Source organism: Alterinioella sp. B-7, assembly GCF_056857775.1.
Map to the genome: position 1 here is coordinate 296,426 of NZ_JBSXNT010000039.1, position 22,468 is coordinate 318,893.

Annotated in this window: 23 protein-coding genes; 10 read left to right on the forward strand and 13 right to left on the reverse strand. The window is 65.6% G+C overall.

All coding sequences use genetic code 11. The features are described from left to right. Positions 1 to 17: 17 nt before the first annotated feature. The 7 genes from dxs to AC13C7_RS16430 are packed head-to-tail and all read right to left on the reverse strand — an operon-like array spanning position 18 to position 6,162. Positions 18 to 1,943 (reverse strand): 1-deoxy-D-xylulose-5-phosphate synthase, encoded by a 1,926-nt coding sequence (gene dxs / locus AC13C7_RS16400; RefSeq protein WP_482868107.1) that lies wholly within the window; start codon positions 1,941 to 1,943, stop codon positions 18 to 20. Positions 1,944 to 1,962: 19 nt separating this feature from the next. After that, complete coding sequence (locus tag AC13C7_RS16405; protein ID WP_482868108.1) at positions 1,963 to 2,829, reverse strand: polyprenyl synthetase family protein; 867 nt, start codon at positions 2,827 to 2,829, stop codon at positions 1,963 to 1,965. Between the two features lie 4 nt (positions 2,830 to 2,833). Beyond that, positions 2,834 to 3,079: an exodeoxyribonuclease VII small subunit gene (locus tag AC13C7_RS16410; RefSeq protein ID WP_172318553.1), complete on the reverse strand. Its 246-nt coding sequence runs from the start codon at positions 3,077 to 3,079 to the stop codon at positions 2,834 to 2,836. Continuing rightward, positions 3,076 to 4,014 carry a histone deacetylase family protein gene (locus tag AC13C7_RS16415; RefSeq protein WP_482868109.1) on the reverse strand — a complete coding sequence of 313 codons (939 nt, stop codon included), beginning with the start codon at positions 4,012 to 4,014 and terminating at the stop codon, positions 3,076 to 3,078. Before AC13C7_RS16415 ends, AC13C7_RS16410 begins: the two co-directional genes overlap by 4 nt. Beyond that, positions 4,011 to 4,940 (reverse strand): histone deacetylase family protein, encoded by a 930-nt coding sequence (locus tag AC13C7_RS16420; RefSeq protein ID WP_482868441.1) that lies wholly within the window; start codon positions 4,938 to 4,940, stop codon positions 4,011 to 4,013. The genes AC13C7_RS16415 and AC13C7_RS16420 overlap by 4 nt, the downstream gene beginning before the upstream one ends. Then, positions 4,937 to 5,650, reverse strand: a complete 714-nt coding sequence (locus AC13C7_RS16425) for a response regulator (RefSeq protein WP_172318547.1) — start codon at positions 5,648 to 5,650, stop codon at positions 4,937 to 4,939. Before AC13C7_RS16425 ends, AC13C7_RS16420 begins: the two co-directional genes overlap by 4 nt. After that, positions 5,647 to 6,162, reverse strand: coding sequence for a MarR family winged helix-turn-helix transcriptional regulator (locus AC13C7_RS16430; protein ID WP_172318545.1), 516 nt, complete (start codon positions 6,160 to 6,162; stop codon positions 5,647 to 5,649). Before AC13C7_RS16430 ends, AC13C7_RS16425 begins: the two co-directional genes overlap by 4 nt. Positions 6,163 to 6,331: 169 nt before the next feature. Between AC13C7_RS16430 and AC13C7_RS16435 the strand changes: the two genes are divergently transcribed. Beyond that, positions 6,332 to 7,198, forward strand: coding sequence for a branched-chain amino acid aminotransferase (locus AC13C7_RS16435; RefSeq protein WP_172318543.1), 867 nt, complete (start codon positions 6,332 to 6,334; stop codon positions 7,196 to 7,198). A 77-nt stretch (positions 7,199 to 7,275) separates the two neighbouring features. Here AC13C7_RS16435 and AC13C7_RS16440 read toward each other — a convergent pair whose 3' ends face one another. Further along, entirely contained in the window at positions 7,276 to 7,461 is a 186-nt protein-coding gene (locus tag AC13C7_RS16440) for a hypothetical protein (protein WP_172318541.1), read from the reverse strand. Between the two features lie 328 nt (positions 7,462 to 7,789). Here AC13C7_RS16440 and AC13C7_RS16445 point away from each other — a divergent pair, with 328 nt between their 5' ends. Further along, complete coding sequence (locus tag AC13C7_RS16445; RefSeq protein WP_482868442.1) at positions 7,790 to 8,125, forward strand: DUF2794 domain-containing protein; 336 nt, start codon at positions 7,790 to 7,792, stop codon at positions 8,123 to 8,125. 101 nt (positions 8,126 to 8,226) lie between these two features. Here AC13C7_RS16445 and AC13C7_RS16450 read toward each other — a convergent pair whose 3' ends face one another. The 3 genes from AC13C7_RS16450 to AC13C7_RS16460 form a co-directional block, all read right to left on the reverse strand. Further along, complete coding sequence (locus tag AC13C7_RS16450) at positions 8,227 to 9,060, reverse strand: C40 family peptidase (RefSeq protein WP_172318539.1); 834 nt, start codon at positions 9,058 to 9,060, stop codon at positions 8,227 to 8,229. Continuing rightward, positions 9,057 to 10,442: a leucyl aminopeptidase family protein gene (locus AC13C7_RS16455; protein ID WP_482868110.1), complete on the reverse strand. Its 1,386-nt coding sequence runs from the start codon at positions 10,440 to 10,442 to the stop codon at positions 9,057 to 9,059. The genes AC13C7_RS16450 and AC13C7_RS16455 overlap by 4 nt, the downstream gene beginning before the upstream one ends. Positions 10,443 to 10,556: 114 nt before the next feature. Then, positions 10,557 to 10,979, reverse strand: a complete 423-nt coding sequence (locus AC13C7_RS16460; protein WP_172318535.1) for a hypothetical protein — start codon at positions 10,977 to 10,979, stop codon at positions 10,557 to 10,559. 107 nt (positions 10,980 to 11,086) lie between these two features. Here AC13C7_RS16460 and AC13C7_RS16465 point away from each other — a divergent pair, with 107 nt between their 5' ends. The 5 genes from AC13C7_RS16465 to AC13C7_RS16485 all read left to right on the forward strand — a co-directional run bounded on the left by AC13C7_RS16465 (position 11,087) and on the right by AC13C7_RS16485 (position 14,250). After that, on the forward strand, positions 11,087 to 11,737 hold the full coding sequence (locus AC13C7_RS16465; RefSeq protein ID WP_172318533.1) for a carbonic anhydrase: 651 nt from the start codon (positions 11,087 to 11,089) through the stop codon (positions 11,735 to 11,737). Between the two features lie 67 nt (positions 11,738 to 11,804). Then, positions 11,805 to 12,782, forward strand: a complete 978-nt coding sequence (locus AC13C7_RS16470) for a sodium-dependent bicarbonate transport family permease (protein ID WP_482868111.1) — start codon at positions 11,805 to 11,807, stop codon at positions 12,780 to 12,782. 4 nt (positions 12,783 to 12,786) lie between these two features. Continuing rightward, entirely contained in the window at positions 12,787 to 13,098 is a 312-nt protein-coding gene (locus AC13C7_RS16475; RefSeq protein ID WP_446170823.1) for a DUF3240 family protein, read from the forward strand. A gap of 36 nt (positions 13,099 to 13,134) precedes the next feature. Then, positions 13,135 to 13,632: a hypothetical protein gene (locus AC13C7_RS16480; protein ID WP_482868112.1), complete on the forward strand. Its 498-nt coding sequence runs from the start codon at positions 13,135 to 13,137 to the stop codon at positions 13,630 to 13,632. Between the two features lie 72 nt (positions 13,633 to 13,704). Then, entirely contained in the window at positions 13,705 to 14,250 is a 546-nt protein-coding gene (locus AC13C7_RS16485) for an SRPBCC family protein (protein ID WP_482868113.1), read from the forward strand. A 13-nt stretch (positions 14,251 to 14,263) separates the two neighbouring features. Here AC13C7_RS16485 and AC13C7_RS16490 read toward each other — a convergent pair whose 3' ends face one another. Further along, positions 14,264 to 15,937, reverse strand: a complete 1,674-nt coding sequence (locus AC13C7_RS16490) for a DUF4139 domain-containing protein (protein ID WP_482868114.1) — start codon at positions 15,935 to 15,937, stop codon at positions 14,264 to 14,266. 173 nt (positions 15,938 to 16,110) lie between these two features. Then, positions 16,111 to 17,133: an aspartate-semialdehyde dehydrogenase gene (locus AC13C7_RS16495; RefSeq protein ID WP_482868115.1), complete on the reverse strand. Its 1,023-nt coding sequence runs from the start codon at positions 17,131 to 17,133 to the stop codon at positions 16,111 to 16,113. Positions 17,134 to 17,346: 213 nt separating this feature from the next. Between AC13C7_RS16495 and AC13C7_RS16500 the strand changes: the two genes are divergently transcribed. The 3 genes from AC13C7_RS16500 (at position 17,347) to AC13C7_RS16510 (ending at position 22,464) form a co-directional block, all read left to right on the forward strand. Continuing rightward, positions 17,347 to 19,254, forward strand: a complete 1,908-nt coding sequence (locus AC13C7_RS16500) for a calcium-binding protein (protein ID WP_482868116.1) — start codon at positions 17,347 to 17,349, stop codon at positions 19,252 to 19,254. A gap of 271 nt (positions 19,255 to 19,525) precedes the next feature. Next, a complete protein-coding gene (locus tag AC13C7_RS16505) occupies positions 19,526 to 20,785 on the forward strand; it encodes a DEAD/DEAH box helicase (RefSeq protein ID WP_172318513.1) in 1,260 nt (419 codons plus the stop codon). A 170-nt stretch (positions 20,786 to 20,955) separates the two neighbouring features. After that, positions 20,956 to 22,464: a calcium-binding protein gene (locus AC13C7_RS16510; RefSeq protein WP_482868117.1), complete on the forward strand. Its 1,509-nt coding sequence runs from the start codon at positions 20,956 to 20,958 to the stop codon at positions 22,462 to 22,464. Positions 22,465 to 22,468: the final 4 nt, after the last annotated feature.

The following is a 22,468-nucleotide window of genomic DNA, read 5'->3' on the forward strand; positions in this document are numbered from 1 at the left end:
GGCGACACATGCTTCCTTCAAGCCCGCTTCCCCAAACTCGCAACACCCAACACATCCAGCACCTTGGCCTCGATATGTTCGGCATTCATCGCGGCCACGGCATACATGTCCGCCGGACTGGCCTGGTCGATGAACACGTCCGGCAACACCATGGACCGGTATTTCAGCCCCCGGTCGAACACCGCGTTCTCGGCAAGCAGCTGCGCGACATGGCTGCCGAAACCGCCGATCGCGCCTTCCTCGATGGTGATCAGCGCCTCGTGATGGGCGGCCAGTTGCAGGATCATGTCCGCATCCAGAGGCTTGGCAAAGCGCGCGTCCACGATGGTCGGCGTGATCCCCTTCTGCATCAGACCCTCGACGGCCTTTTGCACTTCGGAAAGGCGCGTCCCGAAGGAAAGCAGCGCCACCCGGTTGCCTTCGGCGATCATGCGCGCGCGCCCGATCTCCAGCGGTACGCCCCGTTCAGGCATATCGACACCCACGCCCTCGCCGCGCGGATAGCGGAAGGCGATGGGGCCGTCGTCATGCGCGGCGGCGGTGGCGACCATGTGGATCAGCTCGGCCTCGTCAGCGGCGGCCATGACGGTGAAACCCGGCAGGTTTGAGAGGTAGGCGACATCGTAGCTGCCGGCATGGGTCGCGCCATCGGCACCCACCAGCCCGGCCCGGTCGATGGCAAAGCGCACGGGCAGGCGCTGGATTGCCACGTCATGCACGACCTGGTCGTAGCCGCGTTGCAGGAAGGTCGAATAGATCGCGGCAAAGGGCTTCATCCCGCCCGCCGCCAGCGCGGCGCAGAAGGTCACCGCGTGCTGCTCGGCGATGCCGACATCGAAGCAGCGTTTGGGGAAGCGTTCGCCGAACAGGTCCAGCCCGGTGCCATCGGGCATCGCCGCCGTCACCGCGACGATCTTGTCATCGGCCTCGGCCTCACGGATCAGGGCCTTGGCGAATGTCTTGGTGTAGCTCGGCGCGTTCGAGGGGGCCTTGCGCTGGTCGCCGGTCGCCACGTCGAAGGGCGCAGAGGCATGGCCCTTGTCGGGGCGGTGTTCGGCGTGTTTGTAGCCCTTGCCCTTCTTGGTGATCGCATGGATCAGGATCGGCCCGTCGGCGCGGGCCTTGACGGTGCGCAGGACGGACAGAAGCTGCTCCATGTCATGCCCGTCGATGGGGCCGACATAGGAGAACCCCAGTTCTTCGAACAGCGTCCCGCCCACGGTGGCCGATTTCAGCAACTCCTTGGCCCGGCGCGCGCCTTCCTGGAAGGGCGGCGGCAGCAGCGAGACGGCGCCCTTGGCGGCGGCCTTCAACTCCTGGTACGGCGCACCGGCATAGAGCCGCGAGAGGTAGGAGGACATCGCCCCCGTCGGCGGCGCGATCGACATCTCGTTGTCGTTCAGGATCACGATCAGGCGCTTGCCCAGGTGACCGGCATTGTTCATCGCCTCATAGGCCATGCCACCCGAGAGCGCACCGTCGCCGATCACGGCAATCGCGTCGCCCGCGCCGGTATCGGGCACGCCGCCAAGATCGCGCGCCACGGCAAAGCCGAGCGCGGCGGAAATCGAGGTCGAGCTATGGGCCGCGCCGAACGGATCATAGGGCGACTCGGACCGCTTGGTGAAGCCCGACAGCCCATCCTTCTTGCGCAGTGTCGGCATCAGATCGCGCCGCCCGGTCAGGATCTTGTGGGGGTAGCATTGGTGGCTGACATCCCAGACCAGCTTGTCACGCGGCGTGTCGAAGATCGCGTGCAGCGCCACGGTCAGTTCGACCACGCCAAGCCCCGCGCCCAGATGGCCGCCGGTCTGGCTGACGGCGTGAATGGTCTCGGCGCGCAGCTCATCGGCCACGCGGCGCAGGTCCATATCGCTGAGGCCCCGCAGATCGGCGGGGGAGGCGATGCGGTCCAGGTGGGGCGTGGCGGGGCGTTGGCTCATCGGGCCGGTCTCCAAGGGTCTAGGTATCGCGCGCGATAACGAAGCGCGCGAGATCCTGCAAGGTTCCCGCCGCAGCGCCATAAGGCTGCAGCGCGGCCTCGGCCTCTTCGACCAGCGTTTGCGCGCGCGCCTTGGCGGCATCCAGCCCAAGCAGCGACACGAAGGTCGCCTTGCCTGCCTCGGCATCCTTTTGCAGCCGTTTCCCGGCCTTCGTCGGATCGCCTTCTACATCCAAGATGTCGTCGGCGATCTGAAAAGCAAGTCCAATCGCCCGCGCGTAGTGCCGCAGGGGGGCGGCATCGGCCCGGCCCAGGATCGCCCCGGCATGGGCCGGCCATTCCAGCAGCGCGCCGGTCTTGTTGGCCTGGAGTGTGGTGATCTGCTCCAGCGTCAGCGGGGTCGCGGCGGTTTCGGCGGCGATGTCCTGGCTTTGTCCCAGAACCATGCCGCGCGGGCCTGCGGCACGGGCCAGCGTGCCCATCAACTCAGCCCGTTGGTTGGCATCACCTGTCACCGGGTCGGCCAGCAATTCAAAGGCGAAACTCTGCAATGCATCGCCCACCAGAACCGCCGTCGCCTCGTCCCATTTCCGGTGAACGGTCGGCTGCCCCCGGCGCAGGTCGTCATCATCCATGCAGGGCAGGTCGTCATGCACGAGGGAATAGGCGTGGATACATTCCACCGCGCCCGCCGCCTGCATCGCGGCGTCCCGGTTCACACCGAACAGCGCCGCGCTTTCCAGCACCAGGAACCCGCGCAGCCGCTTGCCGCCGGCGCTGGCATAGCGCATCCCCTCGACGATCCGGTCCCGCCCAAGCGCGCCGATCCGCGTGGCCAGAAACGCCCCGATCGCGTCTTGGGTGGATGTCAGCTTTGCCTGGAACAAGGGGTCAGAGCCCCTCGACCGGCTTGGCCCCATTGGGCTGCCCGTCGGCGTCCAGCGTGATCTGCGCGACCTTTTCCTCGGCCTCTTTCAGCTTCGCCTCGCAGCGCGCCTTCAGCTTGGCCCCGCGCTCATAGAGCGAGATCGAATCCTCCAGCGCCACATCGCCCTTGTCCAGCGCGTTGACCACCTGTTCCAATTCGCGGATGGCCTCTTCAAAGCTCATCTCGTCGATCTTCGTCTCGTTGCTCATCCGGCTCGCTCCGTCAAAACCCTCACATGCGCCGCGACCGATGCGGCCAGCGCGTCCAGATCATAGCCGCCTTCGAGAGTCGAGACCACGCGACCGTTGCAATGCGTATCGGCAATGTCACAAAGGCCCTGCGTGAGCCACGTGTAATCCGCCTCATGCCAGGTGAGATCGGCCAGCGGATCGGCGGCATGGGCGTCGAACCCCGCCGAGATCAGCAGCAATTCCGGCGCAAAATCATGCAGGCGGGGGAACACCAGCCGCTCATAGGCTTCGCGCATCTCGATCCCGCCTGTTCCGGGGGCCAGCGGCACGTTCAGAACGTTCTCATGCCCGCCGGTCTCGGACGGATAGCCGGTATCGGGCCACAGCGGCATCTGGTGTGAGGTGACGGTCAGCACGCGCGGCTCATCCCAGAGCAGCGCCTGCGTGCCATTGCCGTGATGCACGTCGAAATCCACGATGGCGACGCGGGACAGGCCGTGTCGGTCCAGCGCATGACGCGCCGCCAGCGCCACGTTGCCGAGAAAACAGAACCCCATCGCCAGCGCCTGTTCGGCGTGATGGCCGGGGGGACGGATGGCGGCGAAAGCGTTGCGCGCCGCGCCCGACATGACCAGATCGACACCCATCTGCGCCGCCCCCACGGCGTGCAGGATCGCGGGGAGGGAAGTCGGGCAAAGCGCGGTTTCACTGTCTGTGTCGGCGTCCAGCATGGCAAAGCCTTCGCCCGGAATGCTGGCCTTGATCCGCGCGACATAGGCGGCGTCATGCAGGGCAAGGATGCTCGCCTCCTCCGCCAGGGGGGCCTCGTGACGCTCCAGCGGCAGACCCTCCAACACGCGCAGCACATAGGCCAGGCGGGCGGGCTGTTCCTCGACATCGGCGGGCGTGACATGCGCCAGGCAATCGGCGTGCGTGATCAGCGCGGTGGTCATTGCTCCATCAGCACGCTGACATGCGCCGCCACCGCCTCGGCCAGCGCGTCCAGGTCGTATCCGCCCTCAAGCGAGGACACCACGCGACCGCCGCAAACCCGCTCGGCCACCGCGCAGATCTTGCGGGTGAGCCAGACGAAATCTTCGGTCGTCCAATTGAGGTTCGCCAAGGGGTCATCGGCATGGGCATCGAAACCCGCCGAGATCAGGATCAGGTCGGGGGCGAACGCCTCCAACCTCGGCAGGATGCGATTGGCGTAAACCTCCCGCATTGCATCGCTTCCGCTTCCCGGTGCCAGTGGCACGTTCATGACATTGTTCGCCGCGCCGCGCTCGCTGGCCGACCCGGTGCCGGGGAAAAGCGGCATCTGATGGCTGGAGATGAACAGCGCGCGATCCTCCTCCCACAGCAGATCCTGCGTGCCATTACCGTGATGCACGTCGAAATCGACCACCGCGACGCGGGAAGCCCCGAGCCGTTCCAGCGCGTGTTTCGCCGCAATCGCGACATTGCCGAACAGGCAGAACCCCATGGCGCGGGCCTTTTCGGCGTGGTGGCCGGGGGGGCGCGTGCCGACAAAGGCGTTCTTCACCTCGCCCGCCATCACCGCATCGACGGCGGCAGTGCAGCCGCCGACCCCGCAGAGCGCCGCCTCCAGCGTGGCCGGTGACATGCTGGTATCGGGATCGAGGCTGATCATCCCCTTGCTCGGCGCGACGCGCCGGATCCCTTCAAGATAGGCGCGCGGATGGGCCAGCATGATGTCTGCCTCCCCGGCCATCGGGGCGTGGTGCATGCCCAGCGCAAAGAACCCTGGCCCCTCCAGGGCCGCGTTGACCCGCTCCAATCGGGCGATCTGCTCGGGGTGGCCTGCGGGCATCTCGTGTTCTGTGCCCGCCACGTTCTTCATCCAGATTGTCATCAGTCAGGTGCCAGCATATATCCCGCGCCCCGCACAGTTTGCAGGTAGCGCGGCTGTTTCGGGTCAGCCTCGATCTTGCGCCGAAGCCGGGTGATCTGCACATCGACGGCGCGTTCTTGGCTCTGCGCCGGGCCGCCGCCCTTGTCTCGGCCCAGATCCTCGACCAGCTGCGCGCGGCTGACCGGTTCATTCGGGCAGCCCGCGAAAATCCGCATCAACGCCGCCTCGGTCGCGGTCAGGCGGATCGGCTCAGAGCCGTGCCACATCTCACCGCGCTCCAGGTCATAGCGGATCGGCCCGAGGTTCAGCATGTTCGGCGTACCCTGCGGCTCCGCCACGGCGGGCATCCGGCGCAGGATCGCGTTGATCCTGAGCAGCAGTTCCTTGGGCTCGAACGGCTTGGGCAGGTAATCGTCGGCCCCGGCCTCCAAGCCGCCGATCCGGTCGCTGGCCTCGCCGCGCGCCGTCAGCAGCAGGATCGGCGTCATGATCTCTTCGCGCAGGGATTTGGTCAGGCTGATGCCGTCTTCACCCGGCATCATCACGTCCAGCACGATCAGGTCAAACTCCAACCCCTCGACCAGCCGCCTGGCATGGGCCGCGTCGCGCGCGGCGGTCGTCAGGAAGCCGTGCCGGACAAGGAATTTCTGCAACAGCCCGCGGATGCGCTCGTCGTCATCGACAATCAGCAGATGGGCGGAGGGGTCGCTCATGTCTCACCTCCCGGTCCGGCCCTGAACTGGCGGCGCAACTCGGGATCCATCATCGCCTCAAGCACGGTGCGGAACCCCGCGACCGCCTCGGGGCCTGCCGCCCGGAACGCCGCCCGCATCCGGGCCCGCTGCGCGTCCGATAATTCGCGTTCCAGCGCGATCCCCTCCTCGGTCAGATAGAGGTGGCGTTCGCGCTTGTCATGCGTGCCGACCCGGCTTTCGACGAGGCCATCCTGCACCAGCGTCCGCAGGACACGGTTGAGCGATTGCTTGGTGACACCCAGGATGGTCAGCAGGTTGTTCACCGTGGTGCCGGGGCTGCGGTTGATGAAGTGGATCGCCCGGTGATGCGCCCGGCCATAGGCGTAATCCTGCAGGATCTTGTCGGGATCGGCGGTGAAGCCGCGATAGGCGAAGAACATCGCCTCGATTCCGCGCCTGAGTTGTTCGTCGGTCAGGAACAGCAGCCCCTCGCCGCTGAACACCGCGTTTGCAGCCCCTCTTTCGGCCATATCCGGATTCCCCCATGCCTCTGCTCTGGATCACAGTTTATGTCAGCCTTGTTGACTTTCCAAGAATCAATTGGTAGCGAATGGCCGGTTTGGCGAAATATTATGTCCGATACGGCCATAAGAGGCGCAACAAACCGTAAAATTGCGACCCTTGGCGAAGGACAAGACAATGAGCGCATATGACGACCGCGATGGCTACATCTGGATGGATGGCAAACTGATCCCCTGGCGCGAGGCCAATGTGCATATCCTGACCCATGCGATGCACTACGCGTCCTCGGTCTTCGAGGGTGAGCGCTGCTACAACGGCAAGATCTTCAAGTCGGTGGCGCATTCCGAACGGCTGAAGAAATCCGCCGAGATGATCGATTTCGAGATCCCCTGGTCGGTCGAGGAGATCGAGAAGGCCAAATACGACGTGCTCAAGGCCAATGGCTGGACGGATGCCTATGTGCGCGCCGTCGCGTGGCGTGGCGTGGGCGAGGACATGGGCGTTGCCTCGGCCCGTAACCCGGTTCGTCTGGCTGTCGCGGCCTGGGAATGGGGCGCCTATTACGGCGATGCCAAGATGAAGGGCGCCAAGCTCGACATCTCCAAGTGGAAACGCCCGAGCCCCGAAACCATCCCCGTCCATGCCAAGGCCGCCGGTCTCTACATGATCTGCACCATGTCCAAGCACGCCGCCGAGGCAAAGGGCTGTTCGGACGCGCTGTTCATGGATTATCGCAACTACGTGGCCGAGGCGACGGGGGCCAATATCTTCTTTGTCCAGGACGGCGAAGTGCACACGCCGCTCGCCGATGCCTTCCTGAACGGCCTGACCCGCCAGACAGTGATCGGGATGCTCAAGGACCGTCAGATCAAGGTCCATGAACGCCATATCGAACCCGGCGAGATGGAAGGCTTCCAGCAATGCTGGCTGACCGGCACGGCGGCCGAGGTCACACCGGTGGGCCAGATCGGCGATTACAATTTCGAGGTCGGCGCCCTGACCCGCGACATCGCGGAAGGGTATGAGAGGCTGGTGCGGGAGTAGCCCTCCCCCACACCCCGACCTTCGCAGCGCATCGGGTCGCGGCGGAGGTCAGAGGGTCTTTGCGCCCGAACCGGGAATCAGCTGTTCTCCCGCTCGATCCGGGCGAACTCCTCCACCCGTTTCTGACTGTCGCGGCTGCGCGGGCGGCGTTGCAGGGCCTTGGTGGCGGCATGCGGCCCTTTCAGGCGCTCTTGACGGAGATATTCTTCCATTCTCGGCGACGATTCACGCTCGGCGGGCTTGTCGATGATGTGTCGGGACATGTGGCACCTCCTCCGATTCCATTGGCTTTCTGACCCGAGCTTAACACGGGATCTGCGATATCCGGCAACCTTGCTCGGCAAAAGGCGGAAACTCGGCTGGCAATGGCGGTTCGGGGGGAAGGTGTAGTCCCCGACGGCACGGACTGGGTGGGGGCAAGAAAACCGCGCCGTCGGGGGTGAGCCAATGCTCATCACTACGAGAACCGTTATGACGCCGCCGAAAGGCGAGATCAGGGTGCGCGGGCGGCAGGTGCGGGGCATCTTCGGGGCAATTGCGTGGCAGCGCTTGCGTTACGCGGGAAACAGCGCCAATCTGCCTGCAATGGTGATGCATCTACAGCCCGGCGGTGTCTTCAACCCGCTTGAAGAGGTCGCGTTCGACCGCAAGGAACTGGGCGTGATTCTGGGCCTTTACGGGCGCATGGTGGCGGCAGGCGAATGGCGCGACTACGGCATCTCGCACTTGCGCGACGCGGCCATCTTCTCGGTCTTCAAGCGCACCGCGGAACACCCGATCTACCGGATCGAGAAACGGCCCAAGCTGGCGCAGCGGCAGGGGCAGTATTCCGTCATCGGCATGGACGGCCAGATCCTGAAACGCGGCCATGACCTGAAGACCGTGCTGCGCGTGCTGGAACGCAAGCTCATCCGCGCGGTCGAGTGACCTCAGTCCTTTCATTTTGCTAAAAATACCTTGGGGAGCGCGAGGGGTGAAACCCCTCGCCCGGGTCGGCGCGCAAGCGCCGAAACCCTCACGCATTGAACCTACGGCTTCAAGAACCGCCGCCGCGCCGTGATCGGCCCGCCGCCATCCTCCTCGATCCGCGCGGCGGCCTCCTTCAACGGCTCATAGGCCACGGCCATGTGATAGGCATTCGCGTGCAAGAGCATCCGCTCATTCGCCATGAAGCCGATATGCCCCTCCCAGAACACGAGGTCGCCGCGCACCAGTGGCTCACCATGATAGAGGTCGCGGCCAAGCGCCATCTGCTGGTCGCTGTCGCGCGGGCAGTCGATGCCGCAGGCCATGAGCGCCATCTGCACCAGCCCGGAACAGTCGATCCCCCACCGGCTGTTGCCGCCCCAGAGGTAGGGCGTGCCGAGGAACAGGTCCGCGACCCCGACCGGATCGGCAAAGCGCGCCTTGATCGGCTGCAGATGCGGGCGCGGGATGAAATGGCCGGTATGGATGCGCAGATGCGCCTCGCGCTCGGCCACCACCTTGACCGGTGAACCGAAGAAGATCGAGACCTCGGGCGGCACCTTCAGATGCGCCTTGGGATAGAGATGGGTCGCGGGGGCCGTAACCCAATGCGTGGGGGCCTCGGGGCTGGCCAGCGCGCCGGTCAGAACATAGCCCACCTGCCCGTCGCGTTCGGCCTGGCCGAAGCTGAAGCCGTCATAGGTCTCCAACTCGCGGAACACCTCGCCGAACAGAAGCTGGCTGACCCGCCGCCCGCGCGGCGCGTCGGTGATGTTGGCCATCGGCTGCTGCACCATCAGGCGGCGGCCTTCGACAAAGCGCTCGGCCTCGACCTCGCCTTTCAGCGAGACATGGGCGACACGGCCATTCGACGGGGTGACGCGCGGGTCGCTCATGACACGATACCCTGGCGCAATGCCGCGAAAATGGCGCGCGCCGCCTGCCCGGCGCCACCCTTGGGCCGGGCGGGGGCCGCGTCGGGCTGCCAGCCGTAGATGTCGAAATGCGCGAAACGCGGGGTGCCTTGCGCGAAGCGCCGCAGGAACAGCGCCGCCGTGATGGAGCCCGCGAATCCCCCCTTGGGCGCATTGTCCAGGTCGGCGATCCCCGGTTCGATCATCGCCTCGTAGGGCGCGTGGAACGGCATCCGCCAGAGCGGATCGGACTGCGCCCGCCCTGCCGTCATCAACGCCTCGGCCAGCGCATCGTCATCGGTGTAGAACGGGGCGAGGTCCGGCCCGACCGCCACCCTTGCGGCGCCGGTCAGCGTCGCCATGCAGATCATCAGATCAGGCGGGGTTTCCGCCGCCAGCGCCAGCGCGTCGGCCAGCACCAGACGGCCTTCCGCGTCGGTATTGTTGATCTCGACCGTCAGCCCGTTGCGCGCGGTCAGAATATCGCCGGGGCGGAAAGCATTGCCCGCAACGCTGTTCTCCACCGCCGGGATCAGCACCCGCAGGCGTAGCGGCAGGCCCGCCCCCATGATCATCCGCGCGAGGCCGAGGACAGTGGCCGAGCCGCCCATGTCCTTCTTCATCAGCCCCATCGACGACCCCGGCTTGAGGTTCAGACCGCCGGTGTCGAAACAGACCCCCTTGCCGACCAGCACCAGCGCCGGCCCCTCGCTGCCCCAGGCCATGTCAATGAGACGCGGGGCCGAGGCCGAGGCGCGGCCAACGGCGTGGATCATCGGAAAGTTCTGGTCGAGCAGATCGTCGCCCGCGATCACCGAGACCGTCGCGCCGTGATCCTTTGCCAGCGCACGCGCCGCGGCCTCAAGCTGGTCCGGCCCCATATCCGAGGTCGGCGTGTTGATCAGGTCGCGGGTCAGGTATTCGCCCGCCGCCATGTGCTCCAGCAGCGCGGTATCGACCCCGTCGGGGCCGACCAGCGCGGCTTTCGCCGCGGGGTTGGACTTGTAGCGGTCGAAGCGGTAGCAGGCCAGCAGGTAGCCAAGGGCGGCTTCCTCGGCCTCGGCCTGTGGAAGACCCTGTTCCAGTTGGTAGAGCCCCTCCGGCAATCCGGCGATCGCGGCCCCCAGGGCGAAGCGCTTGCGGGCGCGCGCATCCTCGGTCCCGCGTCCCGCCAGAACGCCCGCAATGCCCCCCTCGGGGCCGGGATAGGCGCAGGTCTGACCAAGATCGGCGGCAAACCCCTGCGCCCCGACCCAGGCGCGCGCGGCATCGGACAGCCTGTCCAGATGCGGGGCCAGCGCGTCGGGCGCAAGCGGGGTTACGGGAATGGCATCGGAGGTGGCGGGGGAAAATCGGGGGCTCATCACGGTCCGTCAGGTTGGGAATTCGGCGACAGCCTAACGACACGAGCGGCCACTGCAAGCCGGATCGGCGCGCTACTGCGTGTGATCCTCCAACACCGGGTGGGCCCCCGACCCTCAGCCCGACAGATCCTCCAGATCCCAGATCGCGCGGATCGACCGGTCGCCCACCCGCATCAGCCTTGCATGGGTGGACATGAGGGCCACGACATCGGCCCGGTGCAGACAGGCCAGCACATCGCGCCCCACGCGGGCCAGCGTCGCCATGCCGATATGGTCCGAGGTCGCGACCAGCGCCCGCAGCACGCGGGCCAATCGGTCGGCATCCGATATCGGGTCGATCTGCGCGACCTTGTCCAGCTGCGCGGTCAGGTCCTCCAAGGCGCGCGCAACCTCATGTTCGGCGCGCAGCTCTCCGATCTCATCGCAAAGGCGTTCCAGCCGGTCGGGATTGAACCGCGCGGGTTCCTCCGGTTTCAATACAGTTACGGGCCGCTTCATCATCCACTCCACTTCCGCCCCCACGGATGCCGCCACCATCGCCGCGCATGTTGAAGAAAGCGTTGAGGCCGCGCCAAGAAAAGGCTCGAAATTACATGGAATGCCTAGTATCCGAAGGGTTCAGTCAACAGGGAAGAGGTCCCCCGATGTCGCATGTCTCGCCGCTGCCCGCCTACCTCATTCGCCGCTACCAGGCATGGAAGGCCACCACCTATGCCGAGAACCACGCCTGGTTCCAGCGCCTGGCCGAGGAAGGCCAGCGCCCGCGCGCAATGGTGATTTCCTGCTGCGACAGCCGGGTGCATGTCACCTCGATCTTCGGCGCGGAAACGGGTGAGTTCTTCATCCACCGCAACATCGCCAACCTGGTCCCGCCCTATGAGCCCGATGGCGACCACCACGGCACCTCGGCTGCGGTGGAATACGCCGTCAAGGCGCTGAAGGTCTCCAATATCCTGGTGCTCGGTCATTCCCGCTGCGGCGGGGTGCAGGGCTGCATCGACATGGTGTCGGGCAACGCGCCCGAGCTTGAGGAAAAGGAGAGCTTCGTGGGCCGCTGGATGGATATCCTGCGCCCCGCCTGCGAGGGCACCGCCGAGATCACCGACAAGGCCGAACGCCAGACCGCGCTGGAGAAGAAGGGCGTGCTGGTGTCACTGGACAACCTGATGAGCTTTCCCTTCGTCGCCGAGGCGGTGAAGGAAGACCGTCTCAGCCTGCATGGGCTGTGGAAGGAAATTTCCAGCGGGGCCTTGGAAATGTATGATCCCGACGCTAATTCCTTCGTGAAAGTGTAAGGTATTTCCGTCCCGCAGCCGTCGGGGTCCGGGGGGACCGGTCCGACCTGGGCTGGAAAGGGAGGGAATGGACGCGATCCTGTCGTTGGCGGCGGATAACCTGCTGTCGCCGATCATCCTGTCATTCGTATTGGGGCTTGCCGCGGCCTATGCGCGCTCGGACCTCAGTGTGCCCGAGGCCGTGGCGAAGGGCCTGTCGCTCTACCTGCTCTTCGCCATCGGCTTCAAGGGCGGGGCCAGCGTGGCGGCGCATGGCATCGACCAGACGCTGATCCTGTCGCTGGTCGCGGGGCTGGTGCTGTCCTTCTCCATCCCGGTCGTCGCCTTCGGGCTGTTGCGGGTGATGTCCGGGCTGGACACGGTCGATGCGGCGGCGGTGGCGGCGCATTACGGCTCGATCTCGATCGTGACCTTCGTGGCCGGGTCGTCGGTGCTGACTTCGGCGGGGCTGGAGGGCGAGGGCTACATGGTCGCCGTCGCCGCCGTGATGGAGGCCCCCGCGATCCTCTCGGCGCTCTGGCTGATCGCGCGCAGCGGCGCGAGCCGCGCGATGGATGGCGAGCTGATGCGCGAGGTGATGCTCAATGGCTCCATCGTCCTCCTGGTGGGCGCGTTCCTCATCGGCTGGATCACGGGGGCCGACGGGCTGGCGCAAATCGAAAGCTTCATCGTGGCGCCGTTTCTGGGCGTGTTGTGCCTGTTCCTGCTGGATATGGGGCTGGTCGCGGGGCGGGGCTTGCGGCAATCGGCGCGCCTGCTGACGCCGGGGCTGTTACTGTTCGGCGTGGTCATGCCGCTGATCGGCAGTCTCGCGGGCCTTGCGGCTGGCATGCTGATCGGGCTGTCGGCGGGCGGCGTGTCACTGTTCATGATATTGGCGGCCTCGGCCTCCTATATCGCGGTTCCGGCGGCGATGCGCGTGGCGCTGCCCGAGGCGAACCCGTCGATCTACCTGACGCTCTCGCTTGGCGTGACATTCCCCTTCAACCTGACCTTGGGCATACCGATCTACCTGGCCATTGCCCGCTTCGCGACCGGAGGCTGACCCCATGCAGACCCACAAGGCAAAACGGGTGGAGATCATCATCGAGGCGGTGATGGAGAAGCGGCTGACCGACGCGCTGGAAGGCGCGGGTGTGACCGGGTTCACCGTCCTGCCGGTGCGCGGCGGATCGGGCCGGTCGGGGGCCTGGAGCCGCGCCGGACAGGTCAGCCGCGCGGGCGGCATGTCCTGCGTCGTCTGCCTGATCCGCCCCGAAAAGCTCGACCCGCTGCTGGAAGCCGCCTTCAAGGTGGTCGAGCGCCATATCGGCGTGGTCAGCGTGACAGATTGCGACGTGCTGCGGGCGGAGCGGTTTTAACCGCGCCTTAACCGGCTGCGCGACAGAGTTCCCGCCATGATCAGTGGTGACGTGAAACTCAGGCTTGACCAGCCATTGCTGGCCGATCTCCTTGCGCTGGCCGATGCCGAAGGCTGCGACCTGGCGTCGATCATGACCCGCGCCCTCAAGGCCGAAATCGCCCGGACCCGGGCAAGGGCGAGGACGCCCGTCAGGGCGGAGGAGCGGCTCCTCGCCCCCTTGCGGGCGCTCCTCGCCCGCGATCTTGCCGCCGCCACGGGGTGGGAGGATTTGCAGACGCGCCTGGCCGTCCACGGCTATCGCCTGCGCGAGGCGGGCGGCGGGCTGGTCCTGGCCACCTCACCGGGCGGCAAACGGATATGCAAGGCATCCGAGCTTGGCTTTGCCTATAGCGACCTGATGCGCCGCTTTGGCCGCCCCTTCCCCGGCCACAGCCAGCACAAGCTGGCTGCCCGCATCCTCGACCCCATGCGCGTGGCCCGATGCCCACTGCCGCCCGACGATGACGATTTCGACCTGATCGAACCGTTCTGACCCGCCGCTGTTCCTGCAAACCCGCGAACCGTGCTACGTTCGGACCACCGGAACCCGCGAAAGGTGTCCCCCATGCGTATGTTCAAACGGATTGCCCTCGGCCTGCTCATCGTGATCGCGGTCTTCGTCGCCGTCTCCTACCTGCTGCCGCGCCATGTCATCGTCGAACGCCAGGTCACCATCGACGCCCCGCCCGAGGAGGTGTTTCCTTTCGTGAACTCGCTGCAAAGCGGCACCGAATGGTCGCCCTGGACGGTGCGCGACCCGGATATGGAGGTCACGTTCGAGGGGCCCGAGGAAGGCGTCGGCAACACCATGGTCTGGCGCTCTGATGTCGATACGGTCGGCAATGGCCGCCAGGAGATCGTCGAAAGCATCGAGAATGAACGCGTCGAGACGCTGCTCGATTTCGGCGATATGGGCACCGCCGATGCCTGGATCGACCTGGAGGATGTCGGGGGCGGCACGCAGGTTACCTGGGGCCTTGATGTCGATATGGGGATGAACCCGATCGGGCGCTGGATGGGGCTGATGATGGATCGGCTGGTCGGCCCCGATTACGAGGCCGGTCTGATGAACCTTCAGGATATCGTGGAGGAGGGCCAGGGCGACACCTGACCCTCACCCCGGATCAGGGCCGCCAGTCCAGCACCTCGCCCTCGGGCCAGGAGAACTCCACATCCATGCGGATCGTCCGGGTCTCGCCGGGCTCCAGCGTCAGCTCCCAGGCATGCACTCCGCGCTGGCCGTCCACATCGCGCGCGTCCGGCGTGACGCTCAGGTCGAGGTCAAGCTCCAGCTCCTCCTGCTCGGCGAAGGGCACGGCATAGAGCAGGCGCACCTCCTCGGCCTCGTCGGACGTATTCTCGACCGAGAACTCGACCGCGCGCATCTGCGTGTCGGCACTGGTGAAAATCCCGGTCTGCCCCTCGTCGCGGGACAGATCGCGCCAGTCCAGTTGCAGGTGATCCAGCGCACCGAAGGCCAGGTCGGTCTCGGCCCCGTCGGCCAGAAAGCCAAGCTGTGCCTCGCCCAACAGCTCACCATCCCGGTAGAAGGCCGCGTTGCCCGAAAGCAGCGCCTCGCCGCTGTCATTCTCGACTTCGGCCACCAGGAAGGCGGTGGCGTCATGGCGTGGCACGGCGCGGTTGGTCAGGTCGACATCGAAGCTCAGCGTATCCAGCGGCTGGCGGCTGCTGTCGCGCGGCGTGATCGTCACCGCACCGGGCAGCCTGTAGGTCAGCGAGGCCCCCACGGCCTGCACCTCCACCGGGGCCATATCGGCCGCCGGGGCCGGAGAGGGCCTTGCCAGCGTGGTGTTGAAACCACCCGCATTGCCATTGCCGAGCTGGACGATGCCGAAACCGACGCCCCGGCTTTCCTCCGTCTCGGGCGGGTGGATGCGGGCCGGTTGCGCGCTCAGATCGCTCGGCGCGCGCTCACGCCCCGGATCGGCGGTCGAGACCGAGACCCCCACATCGTGCCAGCGTTCATTGCCGGTGAGTTGCAGCGTGACGGCGCGTTCCACGGCCAGCTCCTCCGCCGTGCTGTCCAGGCGCAGCGTATAGACCGGCGACCAAGTGGCGGCGGTCGAGAAATGGCTGAGCGTCAGGGTCACATCGGCCTCGGCCTCGGCGCTGACGGGCACGCGCATGACCGTCACCGAGGTGCCGAACGGGTAGAGCTCGTTCAGCGCGGTGCGCGCGGCATTGAGGTCGGTATTCACCTCGGCAAGCTCTTCGCGCAGCGCGGTCTGTTCCTCTTCGGCCAGTCGCGCGGCCTCGGCGACATTGGCCATCTGGGTGCCGAGCGTGGTCAGCATCTGGCCCAACAGCTCGGGTTCGGTCGGAAACGGCGCCGCGTTGTCGCCACCCGCGGTCACGCTTTGCAGATAGGCGCGTTGCAGGGCGGCGGCCTGGACGGCGGCACCGGCCTCGGCAATGCGGGCATTCACCGCGTCGACCCGGGCCTCAAGGTCTTCGACCCGCGCGCGGGCCGCGGCAACGTCCGGCCCGTCCAGCGCGCCTTCCTCGATAGGATGCGCGGTCTCGACGCTGTAGCTGCCCAGGGTCACGGGGCCAGTGCCCGCGATATCCGCGCGCTGCAACTGCACGCCCGAGGGCAGCGCCAGCAACACATCATGGTCGCCTTGCGGAACGGTCAGGCTGACCTCGCGCACAATCTCGGTCACGCCGCCGAGAAACACGGTCGCTTCGGTCACGTCGGCGCGGACAAGGAATTCATCCGCCTGCGCGGCGAAGGGGAGGGTGGCGCAAATCGCCGTGGTCAAGAGAAGTCGTTTCATTGCAATAAATATCCTTCATATGGGTTCAGACAGCATCAGCCCCGACTTGCGCCCAAAATAAGGGCGAAGGTCCGGGTGTCCGGTGTCGACTATAGCATATGACGGACAGGACCGCCCGATCCTTGGCCGGGCGGTCTTTTTTTTCGACGGACGCAGCAATCGTCCCGAAACGGTCAGCCCTTCTTCAGCACCCGGTTGCCAAGCGTCTCGGCGATCTGCACCGCGTTCAGGGCCGCGCCCTTGCGCAGGTTGTCGCTGACGCACCAGATATTCAGCCCGTTCTCGATGGTCGAATCCTGGCGGATGCGGCTGATGAAAGTGGCGAAATCGCCGACGCATTCCACGGGCGTGACATAGCCGCCATCCTCGCGCTTATCGACCACCAGGATACCGGGGGCCGTGCGCAGGATGTCGCGGGCCTCTTCCTCGTCCAGGAACTCCTCGAATTCGATATTGATCGCCTCGGCATGACCGACAAAGACCGGCACTCGCACGCAGGTGGCCGTCACCTTGATGGAGGGATCGACGATCTTCTTCGTCTCGACCACCATCTTCCATTCTTCCTTGGTCTGGCCGTCCTCCATGAACACGTCGATATGCGGAATCACGTTGAAGGCGATCTGCTTGGGGTAGACCTTGGGGGCCCTCTCTTGGCCCGGCACATACATGCCCTTGGTCTGGTCCCACAGCTCGTCAATCGCCTCTTTCCCCGAGCCGGAAACCGACTGGTAGGTCGAAACCACCACCCGCTTGATCTTCGCCCGGTCATGCAAGGGCTTCAGCGCCACGACCATCTGCGCGGTCGAGCAATTGGGGTTCGCGATGATGTTCTTCTTGGCATAGTCATCGACTGCCTCGGGGTTCACTTCCGGAACCACCAGCGGCACGTCGGGGTCGTAGCGGTAGAGCGACGAGTTGTCGATCACGATGCAGCCCGCCTTGGCCGCCTTGGGCGCGTATTGCTTGGTCGCGTCCGAGCCGATGGCGAAGAGCGCGATATCCCACCCGGTGAAGTCGAACTGGTCCAGGTCCTTGGTCTTGAGCGTCTGATCGCCAAAGGACACCTCGGTGCCCAGAGACCTGCGCGAGGCCAGCGCCGCGATCTCATCGACCGGGAACTGGCGTTCGGCCAGAATGTTCAGCATTTCGCGGCCCACATTGCCCGTGGCGCCGACGACGACAACTTTGTAACCCATGGTCCTGCTCCTTCTCGTCAGGGATTAGGCGCCACATATGCCAGTGCGCGGCAAAGGGAAAGGGTCGGTGGCGGATGTGGCGGAGGACCGGGCGACGATGTCGGTGGAAACAGTACGTGCGATTGTTTCCGCGATGGAAATGGCGGGGGTGGTAAATTTCGTTAAGATTGTAACCGACTGAGTCGCATGTATCGGGTATCGGGGGGTTTTTCGATGGGGTTTGAACTGGCAATTCCGCTTTTGCTGGCGGTTCTTGGAATGGCGTTCCTGTTCGATGACGGCAATGACGACGCGGAGGAGTCCGCAGGCCCGGTCGGACCGGATGACCCCACCGGGCCAACCGGCCCCATTGGGGCCACTGATGGCGACGATATTCTCTTCGGCGGGCCGGGCGATGACGATATTTCGGGCCTTGCCGGGAATGACCTGCTCTGGGGCTATGACGGCAATGACCGGCTGGATGGCAACGAGGGCGACGACACGGTCCGTGGCGGGCCGGGAGATGATACCGTTCTGGGCGGCCGGGGCCTAGATGCGCTCTTCGGTGGTGACGACGACGACCTGATTGACGGCGACGCGGGGGACGACACCATCAACGGCGGCGCGGACGACGATTTTGTCTATGGCGGCACCGGGGATGACAGCCTTTTCGGCAGCACCGGCGATGACACGGTGAACGGCCAAGAGGGCGACGACCGGGTGGAGGGTGGCTTCGGCGATGATCTGCTGTCCGGCCACGCGGGCAGCGACACCCTGCTTGGCGGGGCCGGGAACGACAGGCTCACCGATTCCGACGGTCTGACTGCCAGCAGCGATACCCTGAATGGCGGGGCCGGAAACGATACGCTTTCCGGCGCTGGCGGGGGCGACCTGTTTTTGGGCGGCGACGGCGATGACCGGATCATATCCACCGACCGCACCAATGGCGAAGTGGGCGATGCCGATGACACGGTCTCGGGCGGCGATGGCGACGACAGCATAGATGGTGATCGCAACGACACCCTGTCCGGCGATGGCGGCACCGACAGTTTCACCGTCTTCGGCGATGGCACCGGAACCGTGACGATCACCGATTTCGACCCCGCGACCGAAACCCTGCAACTGGTTCTGGAAAACACCGGCGGCACGGCCACGGATCCGACTAGTTTCACCACCCGTGACAGTGCCGATGGCACCGCGCTGGAAATCGTCAGCGGCGACCATGTGGTTGCCCGACTGGAAGGTCTGACGACAAGTGACGATGTGACCTATGACCTGCTGATCAGCGACACCTTCGTGGAAAATGGCGTCGAGGGAGATCGCGACTCCAGCTTTATCCTGTCCGGTCAGGAGAACACCGTCACACTGAGCGGCGGGAACGACACGGTGATCGGGTCAGAGGAAGATGACCACATCAACGCGTATAGCGGGCTGGATGGCGATTCCCTCGACGGGCGGGGCGGGAACGACACCCTGTCGATGGGCGATGGCGATGATATCGCCAGCGGCGGCGGCGGGAATGACCGGCTGATCGGAAGTGGCGGCAATGACACCCTTGACGGCGGGGCGGGCCGCGACTTCCTGAGCGGTGGCGAGGATGACGACACGCTGGACGGTGGCGCCGATGAAGACACGCTCAGAGGCGGCAATGGCGACGATCTGTTGAACGGCGGCGCGGGCGATGACGAACTGGTCGGCTTCTACGGAAATGACATCATCAACGGCGGCACGGGAAATGACGCCATCTTCACCGGCAATATCGTCGAACTGGGCGGAGACACCGGCGCGGACACGGTCGATGGGGGCGCAGGCGACGACCTCATCGTGATCGGCGAGAGCGATGGCGGCCATGTCCTGACCGGCGGTGAAGGGGCTGACCGTTTCTATTTCCGCCAAACGCAGGACGGCAATGCCACCATCACCGATTTCGATCCGGCGGCGGACAGGCTCGAATTCCCCATCGAGCTTCCGCAGTCGGTGATCGATCTAGGGCCCATCACGTCCGCGCTGGTCGATAATGGCAATGGGGGTAGCACGGTCGTGCTGACCATGCCTGACGGAACCACCGTTTCGCCCGTGGTGCTGGAGGGCGTGCCGCCAACAGCCACGATTGACATGCGCATTTCGGCATTTGCCGTATAACCAATTGGTCACAGTGCTTGACTTATGCTGCGTTTGCACACATGTGTTGCGCCAAGCCTGCCCTGCCGCGTGAGCATGCGCGCCGTTGATCGGCGCAGCCAGGCCCCGAAAAACCCCCCAGTCCCCCTCACGCAGGGTCTGACGGCCCGGACGGACCAGCGGGATACGCCCGTTTGTCGAGACCCTGGCCGCACCCTTCGCGGCTCCGGCACCTGCCGGGGCGATGCAGTTACACACCCCGCGCGCGACCCCGCGCCGGAAAGGAATAGATTTGTTCGACTTCGACATGCTCGGCCTCTCGCCGACCCTTCTGACCGCCATCAAGCAGGCCGGTTACGACCAACCCACCCCGATCCAGAACCAGGCCATCCCGCTGGCGCTGGACGGTCATGACGTCATGGGCCTGGCCCAGACCGGCACCGGCAAGACCGCGGCCTTTGGCCTGCCGCTGGCCGAGATGCTGCTGAACGATCCTGGCCGCCCCGACCCGAAATGCGTCAAGGCGCTGATCCTGGCCCCCACGCGTGAACTGGTGAACCAGATCGCCGAGAACCTGAAGCTTTACGTCAAGGGCTCCCGGCTCAAGGTCGGCACGGTGGTGGGCGGGCAGTCCATCAACAACCAGATCCGGTTCCTGGCCCGTGGCATCGACATCCTCGTCGCCACGCCGGGGCGCCTGATCGACCTGATGGACCGCCGCGCCGTGCGGTTGGACCAGGCGAAATTCCTGGTGCTGGACGAGGCCGACCAGATGCTCGACATGGGCTTTATCCACGCGCTGCGCCGGATCGCGCCGGAACTGGGCACGCCGCGCCAGACCATGCTGTTCTCGGCCACCATGCCGAAACAGATGGAGGAGTTGAGCGCCGCCTACCTGACCAACCCGCGCCGGGTGCAGGTCGCCCCTCCGGGCAAGCCTGCCGACAAGGTGACGCAGAGCCTGCATTTCGTTCCCAAGACCGAAAAACCCGTCAAGCTGCGCGAGCTTCTGAACCGTCACCCCGACACGCTGTCCCTCGTCTTTTCGCGCACCAAGCACGGGGCGGAAAAGCTGATGAAGGGGCTGGTCAAGGATGGCTACAACGCCGCCTCGATCCACGGCAACAAGAGCCAGAACCAGCGCGACCGCGCCATCAAGGGGTTCCGCGAGGGGGCGGTCAAGATCCTGGTCGCAACGGATGTGGCCGCGCGCGGCATCGACATCCCGGATGTGCGCACGGTCTATAATTACGACCTGCCGGAAGTGCCCGACAACTACGTCCACCGCATCGGTCGCACCGCGCGGGCGGGCAAGGACGGAGAGGCGATCGCGTTCTGCTGCGCCGAGGAGGTCGGCCTGCTGAACCAGATCGAGAAGGTCATGAAGAAGGACATTCCGGTCGCCTCGGGCCGCAAGCCGGAAGAGGTCAAGGTTGACAAGCCCACGCGCGGGGGCGGTGGCCGTCGCGGCGGGCGGCCCCAGGGCAAACCCGCAGGGGTGGGCGCGCCGTCCGGCAATCGCCGCCGCAGAAGCCGCAAACCGGCGGCCTGATAAGGGGGGCGCGGCCCGTCGACGGGCCGCGCAAGCGCTCGGTCGATCGAGCGCAACCCCGTCGTTACGGGAAACAGTCCACGACAATTGTTTCCCGTTTCGATATGGCAAACCGTTAATGCTCTGTTAACCTCCTCAGATTGCTTGAGTTTTCTTTGGGGTTTTTCGTGATGGGTGGTGAACTTGTCCTGTTGCCGATTCTGGCGCTTCTGGGCCTGGCGTTTCTCTTCGATGACGGAGGCTCCGATTCCGAGGAACCGGCCCCGTCCGGTGACGGCTCCGAAGGGGGCGGCGGCGGCTCAGGCGGCGGCAATTCAACCGGTTTTTTCCTGACCGACAGCGACGACTCGGTCACTCTCCAAGGCGGGGAAGGCACCGTCTTCGCCGGCGACGGCAATGACACGGTCACCGGATCTCTGCTGGATGATATCGTGAATGGCGGCGACGGGGCCGACTACCTGACCGGCCAGGATGGCAACGACACCCTCAGCGGCCAGCGCGGCTTCGACAATCTGCGCGGCATGGATGGCGATGACCTGCTGGATGGTGGGTTCGGCAATGACGACATCCGCGGCGCGGGCGGCAAGGACACGCTCGTTGGCGGCGAGGGTGATGACTACCTCTGGGGCGGGCCCGATTCCGACCGGATCGAGGGCGGCGCGGGCGACGACCTGATGGACGGCTCGGGCGGTAATGACGATATGCGCGGCGGAGACGGCGATGACACGCTGAACGGGCAAGGCAACAATGACCTGCTGGCGGGCAATGACGGCGATGACAGCCTGCACGGCGGTGGGCAGAATGACACGCTTTACGCCGGGGCCGGCACCGACACGCTGGTTGGCGGAACGGGCATCGACAGTGTCCTGGGCGGCGACGGCGACGACCTGCTTTATGCCGGGACGCAGGACGGGCTCTCCACCGATGACGGCGACTATGTGCGCGATGTGTTCGGCGGCAATGACACGCTGATCGGCGACAATGGCGACGATTACCTGGATGGCGGGCGCGGCGATGACAGCCTCGTCGGAAATGGCGGCGATGATTTCTTGCAGGGTCGCAACGGCAATAACGTGCTGGAGGGTGGCGACGGTAACGACATCATGAACGGCTCGGGCGGCGAAGACACGCTGAGCGGCGGCGATGGTAACGACCTGATGCGCGGCCAGGGTGGCGACGACACGCTCAATGGCGGTGACGGCAATGACCGGCTCGATGGCGGCCGCGGTGCAGACGTCATCGACGGTGGTGCGGGCAATGACACCCTAAGGGGGGATGAGGACCTGTCGACAGGCTCCACAGCCGCCCCGGACACCCTGATCGGCGGCGAAGGCAGTGACATCATCTATACAAGCGAAGGAGACATCGTCGACCTGAGTGAGTCCAGCCAGGCGATGGACGAACTGCGTATCGGCCCGGGCATTGCGCCGTTCGACCCGGTCCAGGTCTCGGCCTTCGACCCGGACAACGATGTTCTGGCGGTCCGGGTTCGGGGCGGCGGTGATCCGTCCGTGCCCCCCGAAATCACCTTCGAAGAACGCGGCACCGGCACGGCCGATCAATCTCTTGCGGTTGCAGTGGATGGCATTGTCGTGGCCGAGCTGGCCTCACTGACGGCGGCGGATATCCCCGATCTCACCATCGACGCGCAATGGAATACGGTCGCCTTCGGGGTTTGAATCA